The organism is Shinella sp. HY16 (assembly GCF_028534175.1).
Lineage (GTDB): Bacteria > Pseudomonadota > Alphaproteobacteria > Rhizobiales > Rhizobiaceae > Shinella.
Genome location: NZ_JAHYXL010000001.1, coordinates 2,747,302 through 2,768,980 on the forward strand (window position 1 = coordinate 2,747,302; position 21,679 = coordinate 2,768,980).

The following is a 21,679-nucleotide window of genomic DNA, read 5'->3' on the forward strand; positions in this document are numbered from 1 at the left end:
GGCGGTTTTCCCGTGCGAGGGAACCGGCTTTCAGGCATCGAGCCGATCGAGGAACGCTGCAAGCTCGGCTGGCGCGATATCGACGAGATGCCCCTTTTCCGGATAAGCGCCCGAGCGCACGTCGTCGGCATATTCGCGGAAGGCCGCGATGCGCTCCAGCTGCAGCCGGTCATATTCGGCAGCGAAGTTGCGGTAGACCTTCGCATGGCGCGGATAGTGCCCGCGATTCTGGCCGAGCACATCCTCGGCAAAGAGGTATTGCGCATCACAGCCCGTGCCCGCCCCCATTGAGAGCATGACGAGCCCTGTCCTCGCGCTGATCGCCGTGGCGATCTCGCCCGGCACCACCTCGATCTCCGCCGCGAAGGCGCCTGCCTCCTCCAGTGCCTTCACCTGCCGGAAGATCTCCAGCGCACTCTCGGCCGTCTTGCCGACGGCGCGGAAGCCGCCCGTCCAGGTGGCCTTGGAGGGGATGAGCCCGACATGGCCGCAGACCGGGATGCCCTCCTCCCGCAGGCGCCGGACGGTGGAAAGCCCGGCGGCGCAATAGACCGCATCGCCCCCCGCCTTCATCGCCTGGAAGGCGCTGCGCAGATAGTCGTCCGCCGTGACGAGATCGCCGTATTCCAGCCCCGGAAAGGCAAAGACAGTCGGCGCCGCCTCCCGGAAGGCCGGGCCCAGCAGCGCTGGCGGCACGGAAACGAGATCGACACCCGCCTTCTCGGCGGCCTCCGCCTCCTCCAGTGTCACGACGCGCAGCATGGTGAGCTGCCGCTTGCCCTTCATCGCCTTGAGGTCGGCAACGGTTGGTCTTCTGATCTTCATCTGTCCTCCGGACCGCCCTTCAGGCGGCAAGCAACGTCTTCAGTTTGGTTTCCGGCGCGGCAAGCGCGACAGGATCGGGATGGCGGCGGGCGGCGATCAGCATTTCCGCAAGGCGGATGTCCCGGGCGACCGCATTGCCCTTGCCGATGCCGCTTGCCGCGATCAGCCGGCCCGCGGCATCCAGATGGAAGAGGATGAAGGCCCCCTCGCCGAGGTCGCGCCGCACGGTCGTCGCCGCGTCGTCGGCCAGCCCGGCGATCTGCAGCGTCATGTCGTACTGGTCCGACCAGAACCACGGCACGGCGCTATGCGCCTCGCCGCCGCCGAGCATGTTGGCCGCCGCAAGCTGACCCTGCTCCTGCGCATTGCGCCAGGATTCGAGCCGGACGCGCCGGTCGCCGTAGAGCGGCAGCGGATAGGAGGTGCAGTCGCCGGCTGCAAGGATATCCGGATCGGAGGTGCGCAGCAGGCCGTCGACAGCGATGCCATTGTCCACGGCAAGCCCCGCCATCTCCGCCAGTTCCGTGTTCGGCACCGCGCCGATGCCGACGACCAGCAGGCTGGCCGCAACGACGCGGCCGTCTTCCAGCGTGAGGCGAACCTCGCCCGGCCGCTCTTCGATGCCGGCAACCTTCGCAGCGCACAGCACCTCGACGCCTTCTTCCGCATGGCGGCTTGCGACGATCGCGGCGATCTCCGCCGGCACGCCGCGGCTGAGAATGCGCGGCAGGCCCTCGATGAGGGTCACGCTCGCGCCGAGCTTGCGGGCGCTCGCCGCCAGCTCCAGGCCGATGAAGCCGCCGCCGAGAATGGCGATATGGCTTCCCTCCACCAGATAGGCGCGGATGCGTGCGGCATCGTCATGGCTGCGAAGGGCGGCGATGCGCCCGCCGCAAACCGTGCCCGGCAGGCTGCGCGGGCGCGCACCGGTCGCCAGCAGCAATTTGTCATAGGGGACCGCCGTACCGTCGCCGAGCAGCACCCGCCGGGCGGTCCGGTCGATCTCGATGACCGGACGGCCGCAAAGCACCGCGATACCGGCGGCGGCATAGCGCTCCGCGTCCGCGACAAGCTTCGGGCCGTCGCCGGCGACCAGCGCCTCCTTGGAGAGGGGCGGACGCTCATAGGGCAGATGGTCCTCATTCCCGATCAGGGTGATCGTGCCATCAAAACCCTTTTCCCTCAGCGCAAAGGCTGCGCGCGCGCCGCATTCGCCGGCGCCGACGATGACGAAATCCGCCATGACGAGATCCTCCCGGCAGTTCCGGCAGCCGGAACCGCGAAAACAAAGAAAGCTAGAGCCCGATGAAGACCGTGCCGCCCTCGACCTTGACCGGATAGGTCTTGAGGTCGACACAGACCGGGGCGCCCTTTGCCTCGCCGGTCTTGTAATCGAAGCGGCCGTTGTGCTTGGGACATTCGATGATGTGATCCATCACCAGCCCGTCGGCAAGGTGGATCTTCTCGTGGGTGCAGAGCCCGTCCGTCGCGTGATAGGTGTCTTCCGGGCTGCGGTAGATCGCGAAGGTGCGGCCCGCATGGTCGAAGCGGACGACGTCCTCCTCGTCGATCTCGTCCGCTGCGCAGACTTCTACCCAGGTGTCGCTCATGGTCTCTCCTCCGGTGGCGTGCTGGTTATTCGGCGGCCGCGACGGCCGCCTCGCTGTGGAATTCTTCCTTGTAGGGCCGCGCCGTCGCGGGCAGATCACGCTTGAGGAAATAGTCCTCGTTGCGAAGCTGGCGCAGGAAGGCGGGGATCATTTCCCGGTAGCCGTGCCACATGGACGGGTTCGGCGCCGGCAAGTCGTGCTTGATCATGGCGTGCAGCCGCGGCAGCGCATGGTAAGGCACCATCGGGAACATGTGGTGCTCCACATGGTAGTTCATGTTCCAGTAGATGAAGCGGCTGACCGGATTCATGTAGACCGTTCGGCTGTTCAGCCGGTGGTCGATGACGTTGTCGGCAAGGCCGCCATGCTGCAGGAGACCCGTCAGCACATGGTGCCAGGCGCCATAAAGCCGCGGCAGGCCGATCAGCATCGCCGGCAGGATGGAGCCGAGCGCGAAACAGAGCGCGACGGTCGCGGCATAGATGGCAAGCCAGATACGGGCGATACGGATCGCCTTCGGCTGCTCGGAGGCGGGAATAAAGGTCTTTTCCGCCGCGCTCATCACGCCCGCCGCGTTGCGCAGCATGTCGATGACGGCATGCCACGCATCGAGCAGGCCGAAGAAATTGAGCACGAGGCGCGCGAGATCCGGCGGGCGCATCACGGCGATCTCGGGATCGCGGCCGACGATGACCGTATCCGTGTGGTGGCGCGTGTGACTCCAGCGCCAGGTCACCGGATTGCGCATGATCATGAAACAGGCGATCTGGTAGACGGCGTCGTTCATCCACATCGTCTTGAAGGCCGTGCCGTGGCCGCATTCGTGCCAGCGGCTGTCGGAGGCCGATCCATAGAGTACGCCATAAACGAGGAAGAACGGTACCGCCCACCAGCTGCCCCACAACCAGATGCCGGCAGCGCCGGTGACCAGCATGGTGCCGAGCCAGATGGCGGTGTCGCGGATCGCCGGCCCGTCGCCGCGTTGCATCAGCGCCTTCATCTCCTTGCGGGCGATCTCGGTGTGATACCACTCGGCAGCGGCCAGGCCGTTGGCCACGGCAGCCTCGGCGTCACGGCCAAGAAGGCTGTAGTCCCGCTTCGTCGGCTTCATCCCTCGTATCCTCCCTTGCGGCGTCACCTGCACGCCCCGCCTTGCCTGATGCACAAACGATACCGTCCTTGCCTGCATCCCTCAATCCTGCCATGATAGAATGCGTCAAAACACATCATTCAACATCATCCAGTTATGATGGAAAGATTTCAGGGAGGGGACATGGCATCGCGGCCCACCATTACGGATCTGGCGAAAGCCGCCGGCGTCAGCGTGGCGACGGTCGACCGCGTGCTGAACGGGCGCCACAAGGTGCGCGAGGAAACGGCGCGGCGCGTCTACGATGCTGCAAATACGATCGGCTATCACGCGATCGGGCTGATCCGGCAGCGGGTTTTCGAGGACCTGCCACAATACAGGCTGGGCTTCAGCTTCCAGCGCCCGGGCCAGGCCTTCTACCAGAATTTCGCACGCGAGATCGAAATCGCCTGCAATGCCTGCACCACGGCGCGCATCGTGCCGCAGATCGATTTTATCAATGCGCAGACACCGGCGGCGATGACAGAAATGCTGCGGCAGCTATCGGCCCGCAACCAGGCGCTTGCCGTCGTCGCCCCTGATTATCCGGCGACGACCACAATGGTGGAGGACCTGAAGAACCGGGGCATTCCCCTCTTCTGCCTGCTCTCCGACTTCGCCATGGACGTGCGCCAGGGCTATATCGGCCTCAACAACATGAAGGTTGGCCGCACCGCGGCCTGGATGATCGCCCGCGGCGCCCGTCGGCCCGGCAAAGTGGCGATCTTCGTCGGCAGCCACCGCTTCCATGGCCACGAACTGCGCGAGATGGGCTTCCGCTCCTTCTTCCGCGAGAAGGGCGAGGGCTTCGAGGTGCTGGACACGCTCGTCAATCTCGACACCAGCGAGATCACCCACGAGGCGACCGCCAACCTGCTCGCCCAGCACCCGGATCTCGTCGGCCTCTATGTTGCCGGCGGCGGCATGGAAGGCGCGATTTCCGCCATCCGCGAAGAGGGTTTGGGCGGAAAGATCCAGCTCATCGTCAACGAGCTGACGCCCGAATCGAAGGCCGGCCTTGCGGACGACGTCGTCACCATGGCGATCAGCACGCCGTTGCCCACCCTCTGCCGCGAGCTCGTCTCGCTGATGGTGACGGCCATCGAGAAGGGCGATGCCGCCGTACCCGGGCAGACCTTCCTGCCCTTCGACATTTTCCTTCCGGAGAATATCTGACACAGGAATTGATGGTTTTCCATCATCCTCCCGATGAATTCTGTCAGCGATGAGGGCGTGGCCGGCACCTTCGGCTTTGACGCCCGCCTAGTGCTTCCCGATCCTCATGCGTGCATGCGAGGCGGCCCTGTCGGCAGCCTCGAAGACCGGAGGACCCCCATTCCATGCCGCCCCTTGACTTCGCTCTCAACCACATGACAGCGCCCGCGCTGAAACTCGACGCCTTCTTCGCCCTCGCCGTCTCGCTCGGCATGACGAAGGTCGAGATCCGCAACGACCTCAATGGCAACGCCATCCTGGACGGCACCGCGCCGGCCGAGGTGAAAGCGCTCGCCGAGCGTCACGGCGTCACGATCATCTCGATCAACGCACTCCAGCGCTTCAACGAATGGACGCCCGCCCGCGCCGCCGAGGCCAAGGAGCTGATCGACTACGCAGCGGCGGCAGGTGCCCGCGCGCTCGTGCTCGTGCCGAAGAACGACGGCACCGGGCAGGCCGACGGCGAACGGCAGGCCAACCTCGCCGAGGCGCTCATCGCCCTGAAACCGATGCTGGCTGCGGCCGGAATCATCGGCCTCGTCGAGCCGCTCGGCTTCGAAATCTGCTCGCTGCGCTCCAAGCGCGAGGCGGTCGAAGCGATCAGGGCCATTGGCGGGGAACAGATATTCCGTCTCGTGCACGACACGTTCCATCATCACCTTGCCGGCGAACCGGACCTCTTCGCAGAGCTCACCGGCCTCGTCCACATCTCCGGCGTCGAGGACGCCGACATCGCGGTCCCGGCCATGCGGGATGGTCATCGCGTCCTCGTCGGCCCGCAAGACCGGCTTGGAAATATAAGACAGATCAAAGCCTTGCTCGCTTCCGGTTATACCGGACCGCTCTCCTTCGAGCCCTTCTCCCCGGACGTGCACGGTGTCCCCGACCCCAGGGCGGCCGTGGCACAGAGCGTCGGCTTCCTGCGCGAAAACATCTAGACCAGGCGGTGCCGGCGACCTATCCACCGGCCCTTTTCCCCAAGGCCCTGCAGGATTCCCGATCCTGAAAATGGAACGGGCTTGACGTCCCGGACAGAAAATGGAATAAACATTCCGCGATACGGAATTCGCGGTTTGTTTATTCTGTTTTGGCCTTTTGCCTCCCGGGAGGAGCAAGGGGCCGGCTGCCCCGCAAGGGCCAGCTGTCCGGACAATCGGGTGGCGCTGCCGGACGCCACGTTGAGGAGGAGAACGACATGAAAAAATTCATTCTGAGCACGGCGCTTGCCGCAATGATGTCCACCGCCGCCCATGCCGAAACGATCGGCGTGACCATGGCGCAGTTCGACGACAACTTCCTGACCGTTCTGCGCAACGGCATGTCCGATTATGCCAAGACGCTCGACGGCGTTGATCTTCAGATCGAAGACGCCCAGAACGACGTTGCAAAGCAGCAGAGCCAGATCCAGAACTTCATCGCGTCAGGCGTCAGCGCCATCATCGTGAACCCCGTCGATACCGACGCGACCGCCGCCATGTCCAAGGCCGCCGCAGAGGCCGGCATTCCGCTCGTCTACGTCAACCGCGAGCCGGTCAACGTCAACGAACTGCCGGAAAAGCAGGCTTTCGTCGCCTCCGACGAAAAGGAATCCGGCACGCTGGAAACCAAGGAAGTCTGCCGCCTGCTCAACGGCAAGGGCAAGGTCGTCGTCATGATGGGCGAACTGTCCAACCAGGCCGCGCGCATGCGCACCCAGGACGTCAAGGACGTCATCGCCACCGACGAGTGCAAGGGCCTCGAAATCGTCGAGGAGCAGACCGCCAACTGGTCGCGCACGCAAGGGTCGGACCTCATGACCAACTGGCTCTCCGCCGGTCTCGAGTTCGACGCGGTCATCTCCAACAATGACGAAATGGCAATCGGTGCCATCCAGGCGCTGAAGGCCGCCGGCCGTTCGATGGACAGCGTCGTCGTCGCCGGTGTCGACGCCACGCAGGACGCCCTCGCCGCCATGGCGGCCGGCGACCTCGACGTGACGGTGTTCCAGGATGCCGCCGGCCAGGGCAAGGGTTCGGTCGATGCCGCGCTGAAGCTGGCAAAGGGCGAGAAGGTGGAAACCAAGGTCTACATTCCCTTCCAGCTCGTGACCCCGGCCAACATCGCCGACTACCAGGCGAAGAACTAACCGGCTCCGCCGGTCGCTGAAAACCTTCAGACTGCTCTGGACGCGCGCACGCAAGCGTGCGCGCGTCCGACCCGTTTCTGGTTGCTCCGGGAGGGAGGGGACGATGGTCAGTCCGACCACCATGGCCGCGGTTCGTGCAAGCGGCGCCATTCCGAATGCTGAATATCTCCTGTCTGCGGAAGGTGTCCGCAAGGAATTTCCGGGCGTCGTTGCGCTCGACGATGTTGAGTTCAAGCTGAAGCGCGGCACCGTGCACGCCCTGATGGGCGAGAACGGCGCCGGCAAATCCACACTGATGAAGATCCTTGCCGGCATCTATACGCCCGACCAGGGTGAAATACTGCTCAAGGGCCAGAAGATCCGCCTGCAATCGCCGCTCGACGCGCTGGAAAACGGCATCGCCATGATCCACCAGGAGCTCAACCTGATGCCGTTCATGACGGTGGCGGAGAACATCTGGATCCGCCGCGAGCCGAAGAACCGCTTCGGCTTCGTCGACCACGGCGAGATGAACCGCAAGACCGCCGCCCTCTTCAAGCGCCTCAACATCGCGATGGACCCGCAAGTGCAGGTGCGCGACCTCTCCGTCGCCAACCGCCAGATGGTCGAGATCGCCAAAGCCGTGTCCTATGAGAGCGACGTGCTCATCATGGACGAGCCGACCTCGGCGCTGACCGAGCGCGAGGTGGAGCACCTCTTCACCATCATCCGGGACCTCCGCTCGCAAGGCATCGGCATCGTCTACATCACCCACAAGATGAACGAGCTGTTCGAGATCGCCGACGAGTTCTCGGTGTTCCGCGACGGCAAGTACATCGGCACGCACGCCTCCTCGGACGTGACGCGCGACGACATCATCCGCATGATGGTCGGCCGCGAGATCACCCAGATGTTCCCGAAGGAGGAGGTGCCGATCGGCGACGTCGTCCTCTCGGTCAAGAACCTCACCCTCAAGGGCGTGTTCCACGACGTCTCCTTCGATGTGCGCGCCGGTGAAATCCTCGGCCTTGCCGGCCTCGTCGGCTCGGGCCGCTCGAACGTCGCCGAAACGATCTTCGGCGTGACGCCGGCGACCTCGGGCACGATCTCGATCAACGGCAAGCAGGTGAACATCGACAGCCCGAACACGGCGATCAAGCACCGCATGGCGTTCCTGACAGAAGACCGCAAGGACACCGGCTGTCTGCTGATCCTCGATATCCTGGAAAACATGCAGATCGCCGTGCTTCAGGACAAGTTCGTCAAGAACGGTTTTGTCGCCGAGGGCGAACTGACCAAGGTCTGCGAGGAGATGAGCCGGAAGCTGCGCGTCAAGACGCCGAACCTGTCCGAGCGCATCGAGAACCTCTCGGGCGGCAACCAGCAGAAGGTGCTGATCGGCCGCTGGCTGCTCACCAATCCGCGCATCCTGATCCTCGACGAGCCGACGCGCGGCATCGATGTCGGCGCCAAGGCGGAAATCCACCGCTTCGTGACGGAGCTCGCCCGCGACGGCGTCGCCGTCATCATGATCTCGTCGGAAATGCCCGAGGTCCTCGGCATGAGCGACCGCGTCATGGTCATGCACGAGGGGCGGGTCACCGGCATTCTCGACCGGGCGGAAGCGACGCAGGTCAAGGTCATGGAACTGGCTGCCCAGTAAATTTACGGCGGCCGTGGCGCCGCAAGGGAGGTAATCATGAGCACGAATTCCGCCGCGCAGGCTCAAGGCTCCGCGCAGAAATCTGCCCGCCGGCTCCCGCCGGAACTCAACATCTTTCTCGTCCTCATCGGCATCGCGCTGGTCTACGAAATCCTCGGCTGGATCTTCGTCGGTCAGAGCTTCCTGATGAACCCGCAGCGCCTGACGATCATCATCCTGCAGGTCTCCGTCATCGGCATCATCGCCGTCGGCGTCACACAGGTCATCATCACGGGGGGCATCGATCTCTCCTCCGGCTCGGTGGTCGGGATGACGGCGATGTTCACCGCCTCGCTGGCACAGGCCTCGACCTGGCCGCGCGCGCTCTATCCCTCGCTGACCGACCTGCCGGTCATCGTGCCGGTCGCGCTCGGCATCGGCGTCGGCCTGCTCGCCGGCTTCATCAACGGCCAGCTCATCGCCAAGACGAAAATCCCGCCCTTCATCGCCACGCTCGGCATGATGGTGTCCGCCCGCGGCATCTCCAAGTGGTACACCAAGGGCCAGCCGGTTTCGGGCCTCACCGAACAGTTCAACTTCATCGGCACCGGCATCTGGCCCGTCGTGATCTTCCTCGTCGTCGCGGTTATCTTCCACATCGCGCTGCGCTATACCCGCTACGGCAAGTTCACTTATGCGATCGGCGCGAATGTGCAGGCCGCCCGCGTCTCCGGCATCAACGTCGAATCCCACCTGGTGAAGGTCTATGCCATCGCCGGCGCACTCGCAGGCCTTGCCGGCGTCGTCACCGCGGCACGTGCCCAGACAGCCCAGGCCGGCATGGGCGTGATGTACGAACTCGACGCCATCGCCGCGACCGTCATCGGCGGCACCTCTCTTGCCGGCGGCGTCGGGCGCATCACCGGCACGGTCATCGGCACCGTCATCCTCGGCGTCATGACTTCGGGCTTTACCTTCCTGCGCGTCGATGCTTTCTACCAGGAGATCGTCAAGGGCGTGATCATCGTCGCCGCCGTCGTCGTCGACGTCTACCGGCAGAAGAAGCGCAAGACATAGTTCCTATTCCGCGGGTTTTCTCGCGGCGCCGTTGCGGGGCGAGCGCATCGCCCCGCCCCTCCCGCCGGCAAGGCCGGTACACCAGAGAGAATGAAGATGACTGTGAGATTTGGTCTTCTCGGCGCAGGCCGCATCGGCAAGGTCCACGCCAAGGCCGTAACCGGCAATCCGGATGCCGTGCTCGTCGCCGTCGCCGATGCCTTCCCCGCCGCCGCCGACGCGATCGCCAAGCAGTATGGCTGCGAAGTCCGCACCATCGAGGCGATCGAGGCCGCCAAGGATATCGACGCCGTCGTGATCTGCACCCCGACCGACACCCATGCCGACCTCATCGAGCGTTTTTCACGCGCGGGGAAAGCCATCTTCTGCGAGAAGCCGATCGATCTCGACGTCGAGCGCGTCAAGGCCTGCATGAAGGTGGTCGACGAGACCAAGGGCAAGTTGATGGTCGGTTTCAACCGCCGCTTCGACCCCCATTTCATGGCCGTGCGCAAGGCGATCGATGACGGCCGCATCGGCGATGTCGAGATGGTCACCATCACCTCGCGCGACCCCGGCGCCCCGCCGGTCGACTACATCAAGCGCTCCGGCGGTATCTTCCGCGACATGACGATCCACGACTTCGACATGGCCCGCTTCCTGCTCGGCGAAGAGGTCGTCTCGGTCTCGGCCACCGCCGCCGTGCTGGTCGATCCCGACATCGGCAAGGCCGGCGACTACGACAGCGTTTCGGTCATCCTGCAGACGAAATCCGGTAAGCAGGCCGTCATCTCCAACTCGCGCCGCGCCACCTACGGCTATGACCAGCGCATCGAGGTGCACGGCTCGAAGGGCATGGTCGCCGCCGAAAACCAGCGCCCGGTCTCCATCGAGATCGCCAACGGCGACGGCTACACCCGCCCGCCGCTGCACGATTTCTTCATGACCCGCTACACCGAAGCCTATGCCAACGAGATTGCGAGCTTCATCGCCGCCATCGAGAAGGGCGCGACCATCTCGCCCTCCGGCGCCGATGGCCTCGCAGCCCTCGCACTCGCCGATGCAGCCGTTAAATCGGTCGAGGAAAAGCGCCAGATCTCCGTCGCCTGACGGGCACCTCCTCCCAAGGCAACTGGCCGGGCGATTTTTCGCCCGGTCTTTTTGTTGGGCCTCCGCCCCACTCTCCTCCGTCAGTCTCCAACCGTCCGCGCCACGATGACATCATGGTCCATCTCCGCCAGCGCGCGGTCGAGATGGCCTTCCAGCACCAGCGTGGCCTCCTCCGGCACGACGGAGATCGGCGGGGCGCCGAAAAGACGGACCTGCTGCGATTGTGCAAGCCCCTCTTCGAGCCCCCGCTGGAGGAGATCGAAATAGCGGGTGCCGGGACCGGTGATGGCAATCGGCATGTTCTCGTAGAGGCTGACGACACGCGAAAGCCCCTGCCCCAGCGCAAGGCCCGCCTGGCGGAAGGCATATTCCGACATGCGGTGGCCCTGCCGGGCGCGCAGCGCGATCTTGTCCATCTCGGCCAGCGGCACGAATTTCGCCGGGATCGTATCCGGCGGCACTTCGAAGGCGGTGCGCAGGATGCCGTAGAAGCCCGCGGACGCCTCGATGCAGCCCTGCGCACCGCAGCGACACAGTTTTCCATCCGACGAGTTCAGCATGTGCCCGAAATTCGGCGCCGTCACCGAGAGCTCCCCCGACCGGTCGAACCGCGCGATGCCGAGGCCGATGCTGTGGCCGAGCGAGAGCGCGGCAACCGCCTGCAGATCCCGCACGCCTGCCTTCTCCATGCGCAGCGCCATGGCATGAGCGACGAGCAACGTCTCGTTGCTGAGGAGGATCTTCGCCCGCCAGGGCGGCTGCAACAGCGCCGCAAAATCCACCTGCTGCGCGCCGAAGACCGGCGACCAGACGAGCCGTGCCGTCTGGGGATCGACGAGGCCCTTGCTGCTGATCGACACGACCAGCACCTGTCCACGGTCGATCCGGGACCGGTCCGCCAGCTTGTCGAGCGCGGCCACGAAGGCTTCGGTAAAAGGCCGCGTCGCGGTATCGGCATGGTTGCGTGGCTCCTCGAACCGGTCGAGCAGCGTGCCGCCATAGTCGGCGAGTGAATATTGCACCATGTCGGAAGAGATGCGCACGGTCGCAAGGTAGCCGGCATCGCGCCGCTGGCCGAAGATGACGCGCGGCCGCCCGCGCGAGGCCGACGCCAGCTGTTCGCGCCGTTCCAGCACCTCGGCCTTTTCCAGCTCCGCCGTGATCACCGATACGGTCGCCGAAGCGAGGCCCGTATGATGGGAAATATCGGTATGGGCAAGCGGACCATGCCGGCGCAGCGAGGCGAGCACCAAGGCACTGTTCTGCTGACGCACAAGCTCCGTGCTCGATTTGGTCAGCATCGTCGGTTTCCGCTCGCTTTCACAGGATGCAACACATGCCCCTCCCAAAGCATCTGTCACGCCGTCGTTCAAGGCCTTTCAAGCCGTGTTGACAGCCTTCGAAACTTCTGACATTTATTTTCTCGACTGTCGAGAAAAAAGTCCCGAGGCCATCGGGAGGGGTATCGAGACAGTAGATCGTGGCCGGTCGTTGATTGGGCGGGAGGTTCGCCCAGGCGGTCGGTGTTCACTTGGGAGGATATTATGAAGTTCGTTCTGAAGCTGATGGCAGGGGCTGCCATCATCGTTTCCCTGCATTCCGTAGCGCACGCCAAGGACCTTGTGGTCGGCGTTTCCTGGTCGAACTTCCAGGAAGAGCGCTGGAAAACCGACGAAGCCGCCATCAAGGCAGCGCTCGAAGCCTCCGGCGACAAATACATTTCGGCTGACGCCCAGTCGTCCGCCGCAAAGCAGCTGACGGACGTCGAATCGCTGATCGCCCAGGGCGCCAACGCCATCATCGTTCTCGCCCAGGACTCTGAAGCGATCGGCCCGGCCATCGAAAAGGCTGCCGCGGAAGGCATCCCGGTCGTCGGCTACGACCGCCTGATCGAAAACCCGGCCGCCTTCTACATCACCTTCGACAACAAGGAAGTCGGCCGCATGCAGGCCCGTGAAGTGTTCAAGGTGAAGCCGGAAGGCAACTACGTCTTCATCAAGGGCTCCTCGTCCGACCCGAACGCCGACTTCCTCTTCGCTGGCCAGCAGGAAGTGCTGAAGGAAGCGATCGACGCCGGCAAGATCAAGACCGTCGGCGAAGCCTATACCGATGGCTGGAAGCCGGAAAATGCCCAGAAGAACATGGAGCAGTTCCTGACGGCGAACGACAACAAGGTCGACGCGGTCGTCGCCTCGAACGACGGCACGGCCGGCGGTGCGATCGCGGCACTGGCCGCCCAGGGCCTTGCCGGCTCCGTCCCGGTCTCCGGCCAGGATGCCGACCACGCTGCACTGAACCGCGTCGCGCTCGGCACACAGACCGTTTCCGTCTGGAAGGACTCGCGTGAACTCGGCAAGCGCGCGGCGGAAATCGCTGCCTCGCTCGCCAGCGGCAAGACCATGGACGAGATCGAAGGCGTCACCACCTTCAACGGCGGCCCGAAGGGCGTCGAAATGAAGTCGGTCTTCCTCGCCCCGCTGCCGATCACCAAGGACAACCTGAACGTCGTCATCGACGCCGGGTGGATCCCGAAGGAAACCGCGTGCCAGGGCGTCGCCGCCGGCTCGGTCGCAGCCTGCAACTGACAGGCAATGATCCGGTACTGACCTGACCATCCCAGGCGCCGCAGCGGCTTCCGTTGCGGCGCTTGCGCAAGATGGACAGCGGGCAGAGGATGAGGCGGCGAAAATCCTCGAAGCGGAATGAGGGAGGAGGGAAACGGGTTTCCGTCCGTGCCGCCGGAACCTCGGACCACGCCCGAACGACACGTTCAACAAAAGTGGGGGGACGGCAAAGCCATGGCCGACATCACGAATACCACGCATGCCAATCGCGCGCGATCGGCGGGCGAGAACCCGGTCAAGCGCTTCTTCCGCGCGACCGAGATCGACACGCGCCTGCTCGGCATGGTCGGCGCCATGCTGATCATCTGGATCGGCTTCAACATCCTGTCCGGCGGCCTGTTCCTGACGCCGCGCAACCTGTGGAACCTTTCGGTCCAGACCGCCTCCGTCGCCGTGATGGCGACCGGCATGGTGCTCGTCATCGTCACGCGCAACATCGACCTCTCCGTCGGTTCGATCCTCGGATTCGTCGGCATGATCATGGGCGTGCTGCAGGCGGAACTGCTGCCGCAACTGCTCGGCTTCAACCATCCCGCCACCTGGATCATCACCCTCCTCGCCGGCCTCCTGCTCGGCGCGGGCATCGGCGCGCTGCACGGCGCCATCATCGCCTTCCTCAACGTGCCCTCCTTCATCGTCACGCTCGGCGGCTTGCTCGTCTGGCGCGGTGCCACCTGGTTCGTGACGAGCGGTCGCACCGTCGCCCCAATGGACGCGACCTTCCGCCTGATGGGCGGCGGTACGGAAGGCTCGATCGGCGCCACCGCCAGCTGGATCGTCGGCATCCTCGCCTGCATCGCCATCGTCGCCACTATCATCAATTCCCGCAAGCAGCGCCAGCGCTTCGGTTTCCCGCAGCGCCCGATGTGGGCCGAGTACTTCCTCACCGCCGTCGGCTGCGCCCTGGTGCTCGGCGCCGTCGCTGTCGTCAACAGCTATCCCTGGCCGGTCGCCATCGCTCGCAAATATGCCGACGCCAACGGCATCGCCTGGCCGGAAGGCGGCCTGTTCATCCCGCACGGCATCGCCGTACCGGTGCTGATCGCCATCCTCGTCGGCATCGTCATGACCTTCATCTCGACGCGCCTGCGCTTCGGCCGCTACGTCTTCGCGATCGGCGGCAACCAGGAAGCCGCCGAGCTTGCCGGCATCAAGACGCGCTGGGTAACGGTGAAGATCTTCGCACTGATGGGCATGCTCTGCGCCATCGCCGCCGCCATCTCCACCGCCCGCCTCAATGCCGCAACCAACGCGCAGGGCGAGCTCGACGAACTCTACACCATCGCCGCAGCCGTTATCGGCGGCACCTCGCTTGCCGGCGGCATGGGCACAATCGCAGGCGCCATGCTCGGCGCCCTCGTCATGCAATCGCTGCAGTCGGGCATGGTGCTGGTCGGCATCGACACCCCGTTCCAGCGCATCGTGGTCGGCATGGTTCTTGTCGTCGCCGTCTGGCTCGACACGGTCTACCGCGCCCGCGCCAAGTAAGAGGAGCCCATCCAATGACGGACACAAGTACGCCCCTCGTGGAGCTGAAGAACATCTCCATCTCCTTCGGCGGCATCCATGCCGTCGACAACGCCTCGGTCGATCTCTTTCCCGGCGAGGTCGTCGCCCTGCTCGGCCACAACGGTGCCGGCAAGTCGACTCTGATCAAGATCCTCTCCGGCGCCTACAGGCGCGACGCGGGCGAGATCCTGATCAACGGCGAGCCCGCCGACATCAACAACCCGCGCGACGCCAAGAAATACGGCATCGAGACGATCTACCAGACGCTCGCCGTCGCCGACAATGTCGACGCCGCCGCCAACCTCTATCTCGGCCGCGAACTGAGAACCCCCTGGGGCACCCTCGACGACGTTGCGATGGAGGCGAAGACCCGCGAAGTGATGGGCCGCCTCAACCCCAACTTCCAGCGCTTCAAGGAACCGGTGAAGGCCCTTTCCGGCGGCCAGCGCCAGTCGGTGGCGATCGCCCGCGCGATCCTCTTCAACGCCCGCATCCTGATCATGGACGAGCCCACCGCAGCGCTCGGGCCCCAGGAGACGGCTCAGGTCGGCGAACTGATCAAGCAGCTGAAGAAGGAAGGCATCGGCATCTTCCTGATCAGCCACGACATCCACGACGTCTTCGACCTCGCCGACCGCGTCTCGGTGATGAAGAACGGCCAAGTCGTCGGCCATGCGCGCACCGAGGATGTCACCAAGGACGAGGTGCTCGGCATGATCATCCTCGGCAAGGTCCCGGAAAAGGCCATCCCCGGCCCCGGCGCCATGCAGACCACCTGACCGACCTCATCGGAAGCCGCCGGCCACCCGGCGGCTTCCATCCCCAGGTCATGCCAGAGCGTACGATCTGCGGAACAGATTGCCCTTTCTGCATTTTCCCGATTGAAGCCCGCCCCCAGCTAGGCTAAGAACCCTCTCATCGGACAGGCGAGTCATCGCCAAGGCAGGCACCCGTAGCTCAGCTGGATAGAGTGTTGGATTCCGATTCCAAAGGTCACAGGTTCGAATCCTGTCGGGTGCGCCAAATTCCGCCGATTGCCCTCTATACTACGCTACAGCCGCGCAACGTACTCCTTTGCATCGGGCAATGGGCAGCCTATATGCAGAAAAGCGTAGAAGCAGCGGCGTTTGGCGGTAGCAAAGTTCGAATCATCCCCGGCCAACTAGGACATTCGTCCTACGAAGGCCTCGCGTTTGCAGCTTTGTATGACGGCTATGTGCCTGCATATCGGTAGTTGAGCAATCGTCCGCTAAGCCCGAAGAAGCCATTCGGCTGACGCAGCTACCGCCCATGATGGTATCGCTCCGCTATTTGAAGGCGCTTAACTTAGCTCAACCGCTATTTGAACCAAGAGCCAATTGTTCAAGTAACACTACGCTCTCATAATTGGCCATGTCCGAATCAGCTTCTAACCTTCGGCTAGACCGCTTCGTCGAGGCCCCTATGGCGGGCGAAATCGTGCGCACCTTCGTGCCGCCCCCATTCCCACCTGAACCGTCGATCGACGTGCTGGCCCTGCTGGAAAGGCTGAGCCTTGCCGATCGGGCCTTGGGGCGTCTGGACGGCATCACCATGCTGCTGCCGCGCCAAGAGCTGTTCCTCTAAATTTATGTGGGGAAGGAAGCCGTGCTCTCGTGCCAGATTGAGGGCACCCAATCAACCCTCTCGGACCTGCTCCACTTCGAAACCGACAAACCCGGGGCGGTTCACTTCGCCTTCGGCCCGCCAACATTCACTCCTGCGGAACGAGCTCTCCGCTGACGATCGGTATGCGATCGGCGAGTTCTTCCATGAGAAGACGAACCGCCCGCGGGCGATAGCGCCGATTGGGGCTGACCAGATAGATGTCGAACGCGGGGATGTCCCAATCCGGCAGCACACGGACAAGTTCGCCGCTGGCGAGATGGCGTGCACACTGAATCTCGGCAAGATGGGCAATTCCAAGCCCTGCCTGCACCGGCACCAGCAATTCGTCCGAGGGAGCGAGAAGCAGCCGCCGGCGGATGGTGATTGTTCTCGTCCGGCTGCCTGACCGCAATTCCAGCGTCGCCGCGTTGCGCGACTGGGTCAGAAAGTCGTGATTCTCCAGATCGTCGGGCTGCGTCGGTAGCCCGCATGTCTTCGCATAGCCCGCACTGGCGCACAGGACACGCCGCGCGGTCGCAACTTTGCGTGCCGAAAGATCGGAATCCGCCAACACGCCTATCCGTACCGCAATATCGATCGCATTCGCCACCAGGTCGACGCGCCGGTCCGTCATTTCCATTTCGACATCCACGCGCGGATATCGGCACATGAAATCCAGCACGATCGGCAGCACGACGAGATGTCCGAATGCGCCCGAAGCGGACAGCCGGACCACGCCCGCCGGTTCGCCTTCACGGCCGATCAACTCGCTCGAATACGTTTCCAGATGCCGGATCAGCGGCTGCGCCTCTTCGAACAGCTTCCTGCCAGCATCGGTGAGACCCGAGACCGCCGCGTTGCGCTGGATGAGGGTTATCCCCATCGCCTCCTCCAGCCGCGCCAAGCGGCGCGAGAGCGTCGATTTCGCCACGTCGTATTCACGCGAGGCACGCGACAGGCTGCCAGCGCCGGCAATCAAAGCGAACCAATAGAGGTCATCCAGTGAATAAGGCAGGGTGTTCATAATTCGGAACAGATATATCCATTTTTGGTAATATTGAAAGCAAATACTGAACGCTTAGATTTTCTCCATTAGCGGCGCAACGATGCCCCGCTGCCATTGGAGCGAACCATCATGACAGAGATCAAATCCATCCATTTCCTCACTTTCCCGCAGGTCAGCGAACAGGACCTGCTGGCGGCCTGGGAACTCGTACGATCATTGGCCTGGAGCTTCGGGCATCAGGGTCGCCAGCTCGAGGTGACGATGGGCGGTTTCGAGCCTGGTCCAGTAGCGACGCATATGGGCACAGAAATCAAGACCGACCGCGTGCTCACACCCGCCGACCGGTTCGACGTGCTCTACGTGCCGGGCGGCATCGGCGGCGGACAGGCATCGAAGAATCCCGCCATCCTGGAGCTGATCCGCCAGCATCACGCCGAGGGCCGCTGGGTGGCGGCCAATTGCTCGGGCGTCGGCGTCCTCTTCCGCTCCGGCATCCTGGACGGCAAGACGATAACCGGTCCGGTCGCGCTCGCACGGCGGTTGCCGAAGCTCGGCGCGCGTCTGCTTTCGCCTCGCCTCGCCTGGCATACGGATACCGAGAACAAGATCTTCACCTCCGGCGGCGCCGGCACCGTTCATCCGAGCACCATCGCGCTGGTCGCACAGCTCTTCGACCAGGACGTCGCCAAGGGACTTGCTGCGAATTGGGACTCGCTTGCGCTGCATGGCGATATCCTGCTGCAAGCTGATGGCCCCGTCATGGGGCTTCATCCAGACCTCGCGAAGTCGGCGCAAGACAGCTTCGAAATGGTCTTCCTGCCTGACTGACCGTCAGCCGATGATCGCTGCCGCCGCCCGGCGGCAGCGAACCCGTTGCATTCCTACCAGCGACCCTTCAAGCAACAGCGAGGCACAATGGCCAAGATATCATGCGACACCGAAACCGGAATTTGCGCCGCGCCGGCCTTGGACGATGAGACCAGCGTCAACGACACGGCCAAGACCGAGAGCGCGCTCGTCTATGTCGGCGATCCGATGTGTTCCTGGTGCTGGGGCATCGCGCCGGCGCTTCAGCGCATCCAGGACCATTGCGAGCAACGCGGCCTGGGCTTTTCCATCGTGCTGGGCGGTCTGCGGCCCGGCGGCGGCGATGCATGGGATGCCAGATTCAAGGCCTTTCTGCGCCATCACTGGACAGAAATCGGTGCGGCGAGCGGACAACCCTTTTCCTTCGGCATTCTCGATCTCGATCACTTCACTTACGATACCGAGCCGGCATGTCGCGCCGTTGTGACGGTACGGCACATGCTGGGCTCCTCGGCCCATTCGCGCCAACTCTACGATGTGTTCGCCGCGATCCAGCACAAGTTCTACGTCGATGGAGCCGATCCGACCCGACTCGGCTTTTACGAGGACATCGTGGAGGCCGCAGAGATCGATTTTTCCCGCTTCAGCGAACTATTTGCCAGCGATGAAGCGCGTGAATGGACGAGGGGCGACTTCGCGAAGAGCCGCGACTGAGGCGTGCGGGGCTTCCCAACCATGCTCCTTAAGACCGCTGATCACCTTGTTCCGATCGCGACCGGCTTCATTGGGGCGGAAGACTTGATCGACAAAGTTGACACCACCACCCGGACGTTTGGCCTATCGGGCGAAACGCGGAGTGCATAGCCTTCCACCTTGACCACCACAGATACGGCCTCGGCCATCGCACCGAGGCCAGATTGCCGGGCCATCGCCTCTGGAATGCTGTTTTAGAGACCCTATGATGGTCACTTGCCCTGCGTGCTGGGGTTTCTGGATGTTGCGCATTGGAAAATGTGCAACGGAAGGAAGAGACTATGGCGATCTTGACGAAATACATCGGCCTCGATGTCCACCGGGACACGATATCGATTGCCGTCGCCGATGACGGTGGCGACCGGGAGGTGCGGTTCTTCGGAACCGTGGCCAATGACTGCACCTTGCTAGACAAAGCGCTAGCGAGCATCGGCAAGGACGGCGCGCCGCTGAAAGTCTGCGATGAGGCCGGCCCATGCGGGTTCGTGATCTATCGTTTTCTGAAAAGCCTCGGGATCGACTGCGTCGTGATCTCGCCATCCTCGATGCCGCGTCGGCCGAATGATCGTGTAAAACCGAACGCCGCGATGCGCAGACGCCGGACCGGCTGTTGCGCGCCGGTGAACTCACCGCCGTCTGGGTGCCGGACAAGGCGCATGAGGCGATCCGCGATGTGGTGCGGGCACGCCGGCAGGCAAAGCAGGATCTGGTTTCGGCGAAGAACACGCTGAAGAGCTTCCTGCTGCGGCACGACCGCTGGTATCCGGGAAAGGCCATATGGGGCCGAATGCACTGGCGCTGGCTCTCGGACCAGCGCTTTGCTTTTGCCCACGAGCAGTTCGTCTATGAGGAACACAAGCGCCGCATCCACGAACTGGAGGAGCGCTGCGCGCGGCTGGAGCAGATTCTTGAGGAGGCGGCCCTAGATTGGCCACTGGCCCCGGTTGTGACCGCGCTCCAGGCGCTGCGCGGCATCAAGTTCATCGCGGCCGTCACACGCGTCGCGGAGATCGGCGATCTGCATCGGTTCGACAGCCCGAAAAAGCTGATGGCCTGGCTGGGCCTGGTGCCGGCCGAGCATTCGAGCGAAACGCGGACCAGACGCGGCGAACTCACCCGTACCGGCAACGTCGCCGCCCGCGACGTGCTGATCGAATCCGCGTGGCAATACCGCTATCCCGCACGGGAGGGGCGAGTGCTGCGGGAAAGCAATGCCGGACTGCCCAATCACGTCCGGGCCGTCGCCTGGGAGGCACAGACCCGCTTGTGCGCGAAGTTCCGCCGTCTGGCCGGAACCGGCAAGCACGCGGCAAAGATCGTGGTGGCGGTCGCGCGCGAGTTGGCGGGCTTCATCTGGGACATTGCCTGCCATACGCCCGTGCCGGCCTCAAGGCTGGCCTGACGCTCGCTGTGGTTAGCCACTCACGGACGAACGGAAAGGAGAAGATCGGATCGTTGAAATTCCGACCTGGCTGGCGTGCTGCGCGCCCTGATTGACGTTGACAATCCTCGATATAGCCCTGGGGCAGTGTCTTACGACGCCCGATTTAGAGCCGGAGGAAGGTCCACGATGGAAAAGGGTCGTACGGTAGTCAATCCGCCGATGAGAGTTTGATCAATCGTCGCCACAAACAGACGCGCACAGCACACCCGCCAGGTCGTTTACTCCCCACCTTGCATCGGACTTTGTGCCGGTGTCACAATAGCCATGCGCTCATCCAGACGTGCCCATCATGAGAGGGCTATGGAGTAGATAAAGTTATCTTCTTCACCCGGTGCGGTGCGCCAAATTCCGCCGATTGCCCTCTACAATACGCTATGGTCGCCAAACATCCGCCTTTGCGTATGGCACTGAGGTCACCTAGGCAGAAAAGCGCTCAAACGGCGGTATTCGGCGGCAAAAAGTTCGTATCGTCTGCGGTCGATCGCGATCCCGATAGAAACGTGTCGTAATTAGATTTGCATGGCCGCAATGCGCCTCCAGTTCGGCCATCGGCTCATTCGTCAAGCCTACCCAAAGCAGCTATTCGATTTGGGTTGGAAAGAATGGCGATCCTAGGGTGCGGAGCAGTCGGAAAGCTTTCCAGGCCGCCTCTACTCGGGCCTTCTTGATGTTCTCAGGCGCAATACTTAGAGTTGCTGTTTGCTGGCGCACAACAAGAACTCACTGCGGTCGCCTGCTCCGCCAACCATCGATCGCGCGGTTTGCAGCTCGACGGCCGGGCGGCGAGCACCACCTCGAACCGACCTCCGACCAGACGCGGGGAGGATGCACAATAGAGGGCCATCGGCCGGCTCCCGTCGCTGACCTCGAAGGTGAGTTTGGCGGCCGGGTCAAGCCGAACGTGGTCCGAAACCTTGCGAATAATCGCGGAGAACCTGCCCGCCGGCATGTGGCTCTTGCCGTCCTCGTCGATATCCCAGAGTTGGACGAAGATCTCTGACCAGGCTTCCGGATTGGCGCCGCAGTCGAGTGCCGAGAAGGCGCCCGCCTTGACCTCGGTGACGTGATAGCCCGCCTTCACCGGCTGCTCTTCGTAGAGAAACACCAGCGGCGCCTCTGGCGCGGCCGCCAGCTCATCAAGAAGCTGGCCAAGCGTAATGTCGGACGAAACGGCCTTGTCGATCGCGTTCATGTGCGCTACTCCTATCATTCAATAATT

General features: G+C 63.6%; 18 protein-coding genes, 1 tRNA gene and 2 pseudogenes. 14 read left to right on the plus strand and 7 right to left on the minus strand.

Translation table 11 applies throughout. The annotated features are described in order from the left end of the window. Nucleotides 1-30: 30 nt before the first annotated feature. The 4 genes from K0P03_RS13645 to K0P03_RS13660 are packed head-to-tail and all read right to left on the minus strand — an operon-like array spanning nucleotide 31 to nucleotide 3,546. Complete coding sequence (locus tag K0P03_RS13645) at nucleotides 31-825, minus strand: 3-methyl-2-oxobutanoate hydroxymethyltransferase (protein WP_050744126.1); 795 nt, start codon at nucleotides 823-825, stop codon at nucleotides 31-33. A 19-nt stretch (nucleotides 826-844) separates the two neighbouring features. Further along, a complete protein-coding gene (locus tag K0P03_RS13650; protein WP_272789870.1) occupies nucleotides 845-2,068 on the minus strand; it encodes an NAD(P)/FAD-dependent oxidoreductase in 1,224 nt (407 codons plus the stop codon). 52 nt (nucleotides 2,069-2,120) lie between these two features. Further along, complete coding sequence (locus tag K0P03_RS13655) at nucleotides 2,121-2,435, minus strand: MocE family 2Fe-2S type ferredoxin (RefSeq protein WP_024270176.1); 315 nt, start codon at nucleotides 2,433-2,435, stop codon at nucleotides 2,121-2,123. Nucleotides 2,436-2,460: 25 nt separating this feature from the next. After that, complete coding sequence (locus K0P03_RS13660) at nucleotides 2,461-3,546, minus strand: fatty acid desaturase family protein (RefSeq protein WP_272789871.1); 1,086 nt, start codon at nucleotides 3,544-3,546, stop codon at nucleotides 2,461-2,463. A 162-nt stretch (nucleotides 3,547-3,708) separates the two neighbouring features. On the opposite strand from K0P03_RS13660, the gene K0P03_RS13665 reads away from it, so the two are divergent. The 6 genes from K0P03_RS13665 (at nucleotide 3,709) to iolG (ending at nucleotide 10,691) form a co-directional block, all read left to right on the plus strand. Then, nucleotides 3,709-4,740: a LacI family DNA-binding transcriptional regulator gene (locus tag K0P03_RS13665; protein ID WP_024270177.1), complete on the plus strand. Its 1,032-nt coding sequence runs from the start codon at nucleotides 3,709-3,711 to the stop codon at nucleotides 4,738-4,740. Nucleotides 4,741-4,904: 164 nt separating this feature from the next. Continuing rightward, nucleotides 4,905-5,717 (plus strand): TIM barrel protein, encoded by an 813-nt coding sequence (locus K0P03_RS13670; protein WP_272789872.1) that lies wholly within the window; start codon nucleotides 4,905-4,907, stop codon nucleotides 5,715-5,717. 257 nt (nucleotides 5,718-5,974) lie between these two features. Next, nucleotides 5,975-6,904, plus strand: a complete 930-nt coding sequence (locus K0P03_RS13675) for a sugar ABC transporter substrate-binding protein (protein ID WP_023511953.1) — start codon at nucleotides 5,975-5,977, stop codon at nucleotides 6,902-6,904. Nucleotides 6,905-7,007: 103 nt separating this feature from the next. Beyond that, nucleotides 7,008-8,546, plus strand: a complete 1,539-nt coding sequence (locus K0P03_RS13680) for a sugar ABC transporter ATP-binding protein (RefSeq protein WP_272789873.1) — start codon at nucleotides 7,008-7,010, stop codon at nucleotides 8,544-8,546. A gap of 36 nt (nucleotides 8,547-8,582) precedes the next feature. Further along, nucleotides 8,583-9,602 carry an ABC transporter permease gene (locus tag K0P03_RS13685; RefSeq protein WP_023513838.1) on the plus strand — a complete coding sequence of 340 codons (1,020 nt, stop codon included), beginning with the start codon at nucleotides 8,583-8,585 and terminating at the stop codon, nucleotides 9,600-9,602. 96 nt (nucleotides 9,603-9,698) lie between these two features. Next, nucleotides 9,699-10,691, plus strand: coding sequence for an inositol 2-dehydrogenase (gene iolG / locus K0P03_RS13690; RefSeq protein WP_130517208.1), 993 nt, complete (start codon nucleotides 9,699-9,701; stop codon nucleotides 10,689-10,691). A gap of 80 nt (nucleotides 10,692-10,771) precedes the next feature. Here iolG and K0P03_RS13695 read toward each other — a convergent pair whose 3' ends face one another. Further along, nucleotides 10,772-11,992 carry an ROK family transcriptional regulator gene (locus K0P03_RS13695; protein WP_272789874.1) on the minus strand — a complete coding sequence of 407 codons (1,221 nt, stop codon included), beginning with the start codon at nucleotides 11,990-11,992 and terminating at the stop codon, nucleotides 10,772-10,774. Nucleotides 11,993-12,235: 243 nt separating this feature from the next. Here K0P03_RS13695 and xylF point away from each other — a divergent pair, with 243 nt between their 5' ends. The 5 genes and pseudogenes from xylF to K0P03_RS13720 all read left to right on the plus strand — a co-directional run. After that, nucleotides 12,236-13,276 carry a D-xylose ABC transporter substrate-binding protein gene (gene xylF / locus K0P03_RS13700; protein WP_024270851.1) on the plus strand — a complete coding sequence of 347 codons (1,041 nt, stop codon included), beginning with the start codon at nucleotides 12,236-12,238 and terminating at the stop codon, nucleotides 13,274-13,276. Between the two features lie 213 nt (nucleotides 13,277-13,489). Then, the gene (locus tag K0P03_RS13705) at nucleotides 13,490-14,803 is read left to right on the plus strand and encodes a sugar ABC transporter permease (RefSeq protein ID WP_050744120.1); all 1,314 of its coding nucleotides are present in this window, start codon (nucleotides 13,490-13,492) and stop codon (nucleotides 14,801-14,803) included. A gap of 14 nt (nucleotides 14,804-14,817) precedes the next feature. After that, a complete protein-coding gene (locus K0P03_RS13710) occupies nucleotides 14,818-15,603 on the plus strand; it encodes an ATP-binding cassette domain-containing protein (RefSeq protein WP_023515279.1) in 786 nt (261 codons plus the stop codon). 167 nt (nucleotides 15,604-15,770) lie between these two features. Continuing rightward, a tRNA-Arg gene (locus tag K0P03_RS13715) sits at nucleotides 15,771-15,847 on the plus strand. A gap of 369 nt (nucleotides 15,848-16,216) precedes the next feature. Beyond that, nucleotides 16,217-16,516 (plus strand): annotated as a pseudogene (locus tag K0P03_RS13720) (Fic/DOC family N-terminal domain-containing protein); the annotation flags it as partial. Between the two features lie 40 nt (nucleotides 16,517-16,556). Here K0P03_RS13720 and K0P03_RS13725 read toward each other — a convergent pair. Next, nucleotides 16,557-17,474: a LysR family transcriptional regulator gene (locus K0P03_RS13725; protein WP_272789875.1), complete on the minus strand. Its 918-nt coding sequence runs from the start codon at nucleotides 17,472-17,474 to the stop codon at nucleotides 16,557-16,559. A 111-nt stretch (nucleotides 17,475-17,585) separates the two neighbouring features. Here K0P03_RS13725 and K0P03_RS13730 point away from each other — a divergent pair, with 111 nt between their 5' ends. The 3 genes and pseudogenes from K0P03_RS13730 to K0P03_RS13740 all read left to right on the plus strand — a co-directional run bounded on the left by K0P03_RS13730 (nucleotide 17,586) and on the right by K0P03_RS13740 (nucleotide 20,418). After that, the gene (locus K0P03_RS13730; RefSeq protein ID WP_272789876.1) at nucleotides 17,586-18,284 is read left to right on the plus strand and encodes a DJ-1/PfpI family protein; all 699 of its coding nucleotides are present in this window, start codon (nucleotides 17,586-17,588) and stop codon (nucleotides 18,282-18,284) included. Nucleotides 18,285-18,422: 138 nt separating this feature from the next. Beyond that, the gene (locus K0P03_RS13735) at nucleotides 18,423-18,977 is read left to right on the plus strand and encodes a DsbA family protein (protein ID WP_272789877.1); all 555 of its coding nucleotides are present in this window, start codon (nucleotides 18,423-18,425) and stop codon (nucleotides 18,975-18,977) included. Nucleotides 18,978-19,297: 320 nt separating this feature from the next. Further along, nucleotides 19,298-20,418 (plus strand): annotated as a pseudogene (locus K0P03_RS13740) (IS110 family transposase). Nucleotides 20,419-21,133: 715 nt separating this feature from the next. On the opposite strand, the gene K0P03_RS13745 reads toward K0P03_RS13740, so the two are convergent. Next, a complete protein-coding gene (locus K0P03_RS13745) occupies nucleotides 21,134-21,652 on the minus strand; it encodes a DUF6428 family protein (protein WP_050744115.1) in 519 nt (172 codons plus the stop codon). Nucleotides 21,653-21,679 lie beyond the last annotated feature (27 nt).

Bases quoted from the DNA above. Each gene is read 5' to 3' on its own strand.
- xylF (WP_024270851.1), top strand. From the start codon at position 12,236: ATGAAGTTCGTTCTGAAGCTGATGGCAGGGGCTGCCATCATCGTTTCC.
- K0P03_RS13705 (WP_050744120.1), top strand. From the start codon at position 13,490: ATGGCCGACATCACGAATACCACGCATGCCAATCGCGCGCGATCGGCG.
- K0P03_RS13675 (WP_023511953.1), top strand. From the start codon at position 5,975: ATGAAAAAATTCATTCTGAGCACGGCGCTTGCCGCAATGATGTCCACC.
- K0P03_RS13665 (WP_024270177.1), top strand. From the start codon at position 3,709: ATGGCATCGCGGCCCACCATTACGGATCTGGCGAAAGCCGCCGGCGTC.
- K0P03_RS13645 (WP_050744126.1), bottom strand. From the start codon at position 825: ATGAAGATCAGAAGACCAACCGTTGCCGACCTCAAGGCGATGAAGGGC.
- K0P03_RS13685 (WP_023513838.1), top strand. From the start codon at position 8,583: ATGAGCACGAATTCCGCCGCGCAGGCTCAAGGCTCCGCGCAGAAATCT.
- K0P03_RS13725 (WP_272789875.1), bottom strand. From the start codon at position 17,474: ATGAACACCCTGCCTTATTCACTGGATGACCTCTATTGGTTCGCTTTG.
- K0P03_RS13745 (WP_050744115.1), bottom strand. From the start codon at position 21,652: ATGAACGCGATCGACAAGGCCGTTTCGTCCGACATTACGCTTGGCCAG.
- K0P03_RS13650 (WP_272789870.1), bottom strand. From the start codon at position 2,068: ATGGCGGATTTCGTCATCGTCGGCGCCGGCGAATGCGGCGCGCGCGCA.
- K0P03_RS13655 (WP_024270176.1), bottom strand. From the start codon at position 2,435: ATGAGCGACACCTGGGTAGAAGTCTGCGCAGCGGACGAGATCGACGAG.
- K0P03_RS13660 (WP_272789871.1), bottom strand. From the start codon at position 3,546: ATGAAGCCGACGAAGCGGGACTACAGCCTTCTTGGCCGTGACGCCGAG.
- K0P03_RS13730 (WP_272789876.1), top strand. From the start codon at position 17,586: ATGACAGAGATCAAATCCATCCATTTCCTCACTTTCCCGCAGGTCAGC.
- K0P03_RS13680 (WP_272789873.1), top strand. From the start codon at position 7,008: ATGGTCAGTCCGACCACCATGGCCGCGGTTCGTGCAAGCGGCGCCATT.
- K0P03_RS13710 (WP_023515279.1), top strand. From the start codon at position 14,818: ATGACGGACACAAGTACGCCCCTCGTGGAGCTGAAGAACATCTCCATC.
- K0P03_RS13695 (WP_272789874.1), bottom strand. From the start codon at position 11,992: ATGCTGACCAAATCGAGCACGGAGCTTGTGCGTCAGCAGAACAGTGCC.
- iolG (WP_130517208.1), top strand. From the start codon at position 9,699: ATGACTGTGAGATTTGGTCTTCTCGGCGCAGGCCGCATCGGCAAGGTC.
- K0P03_RS13670 (WP_272789872.1), top strand. From the start codon at position 4,905: ATGCCGCCCCTTGACTTCGCTCTCAACCACATGACAGCGCCCGCGCTG.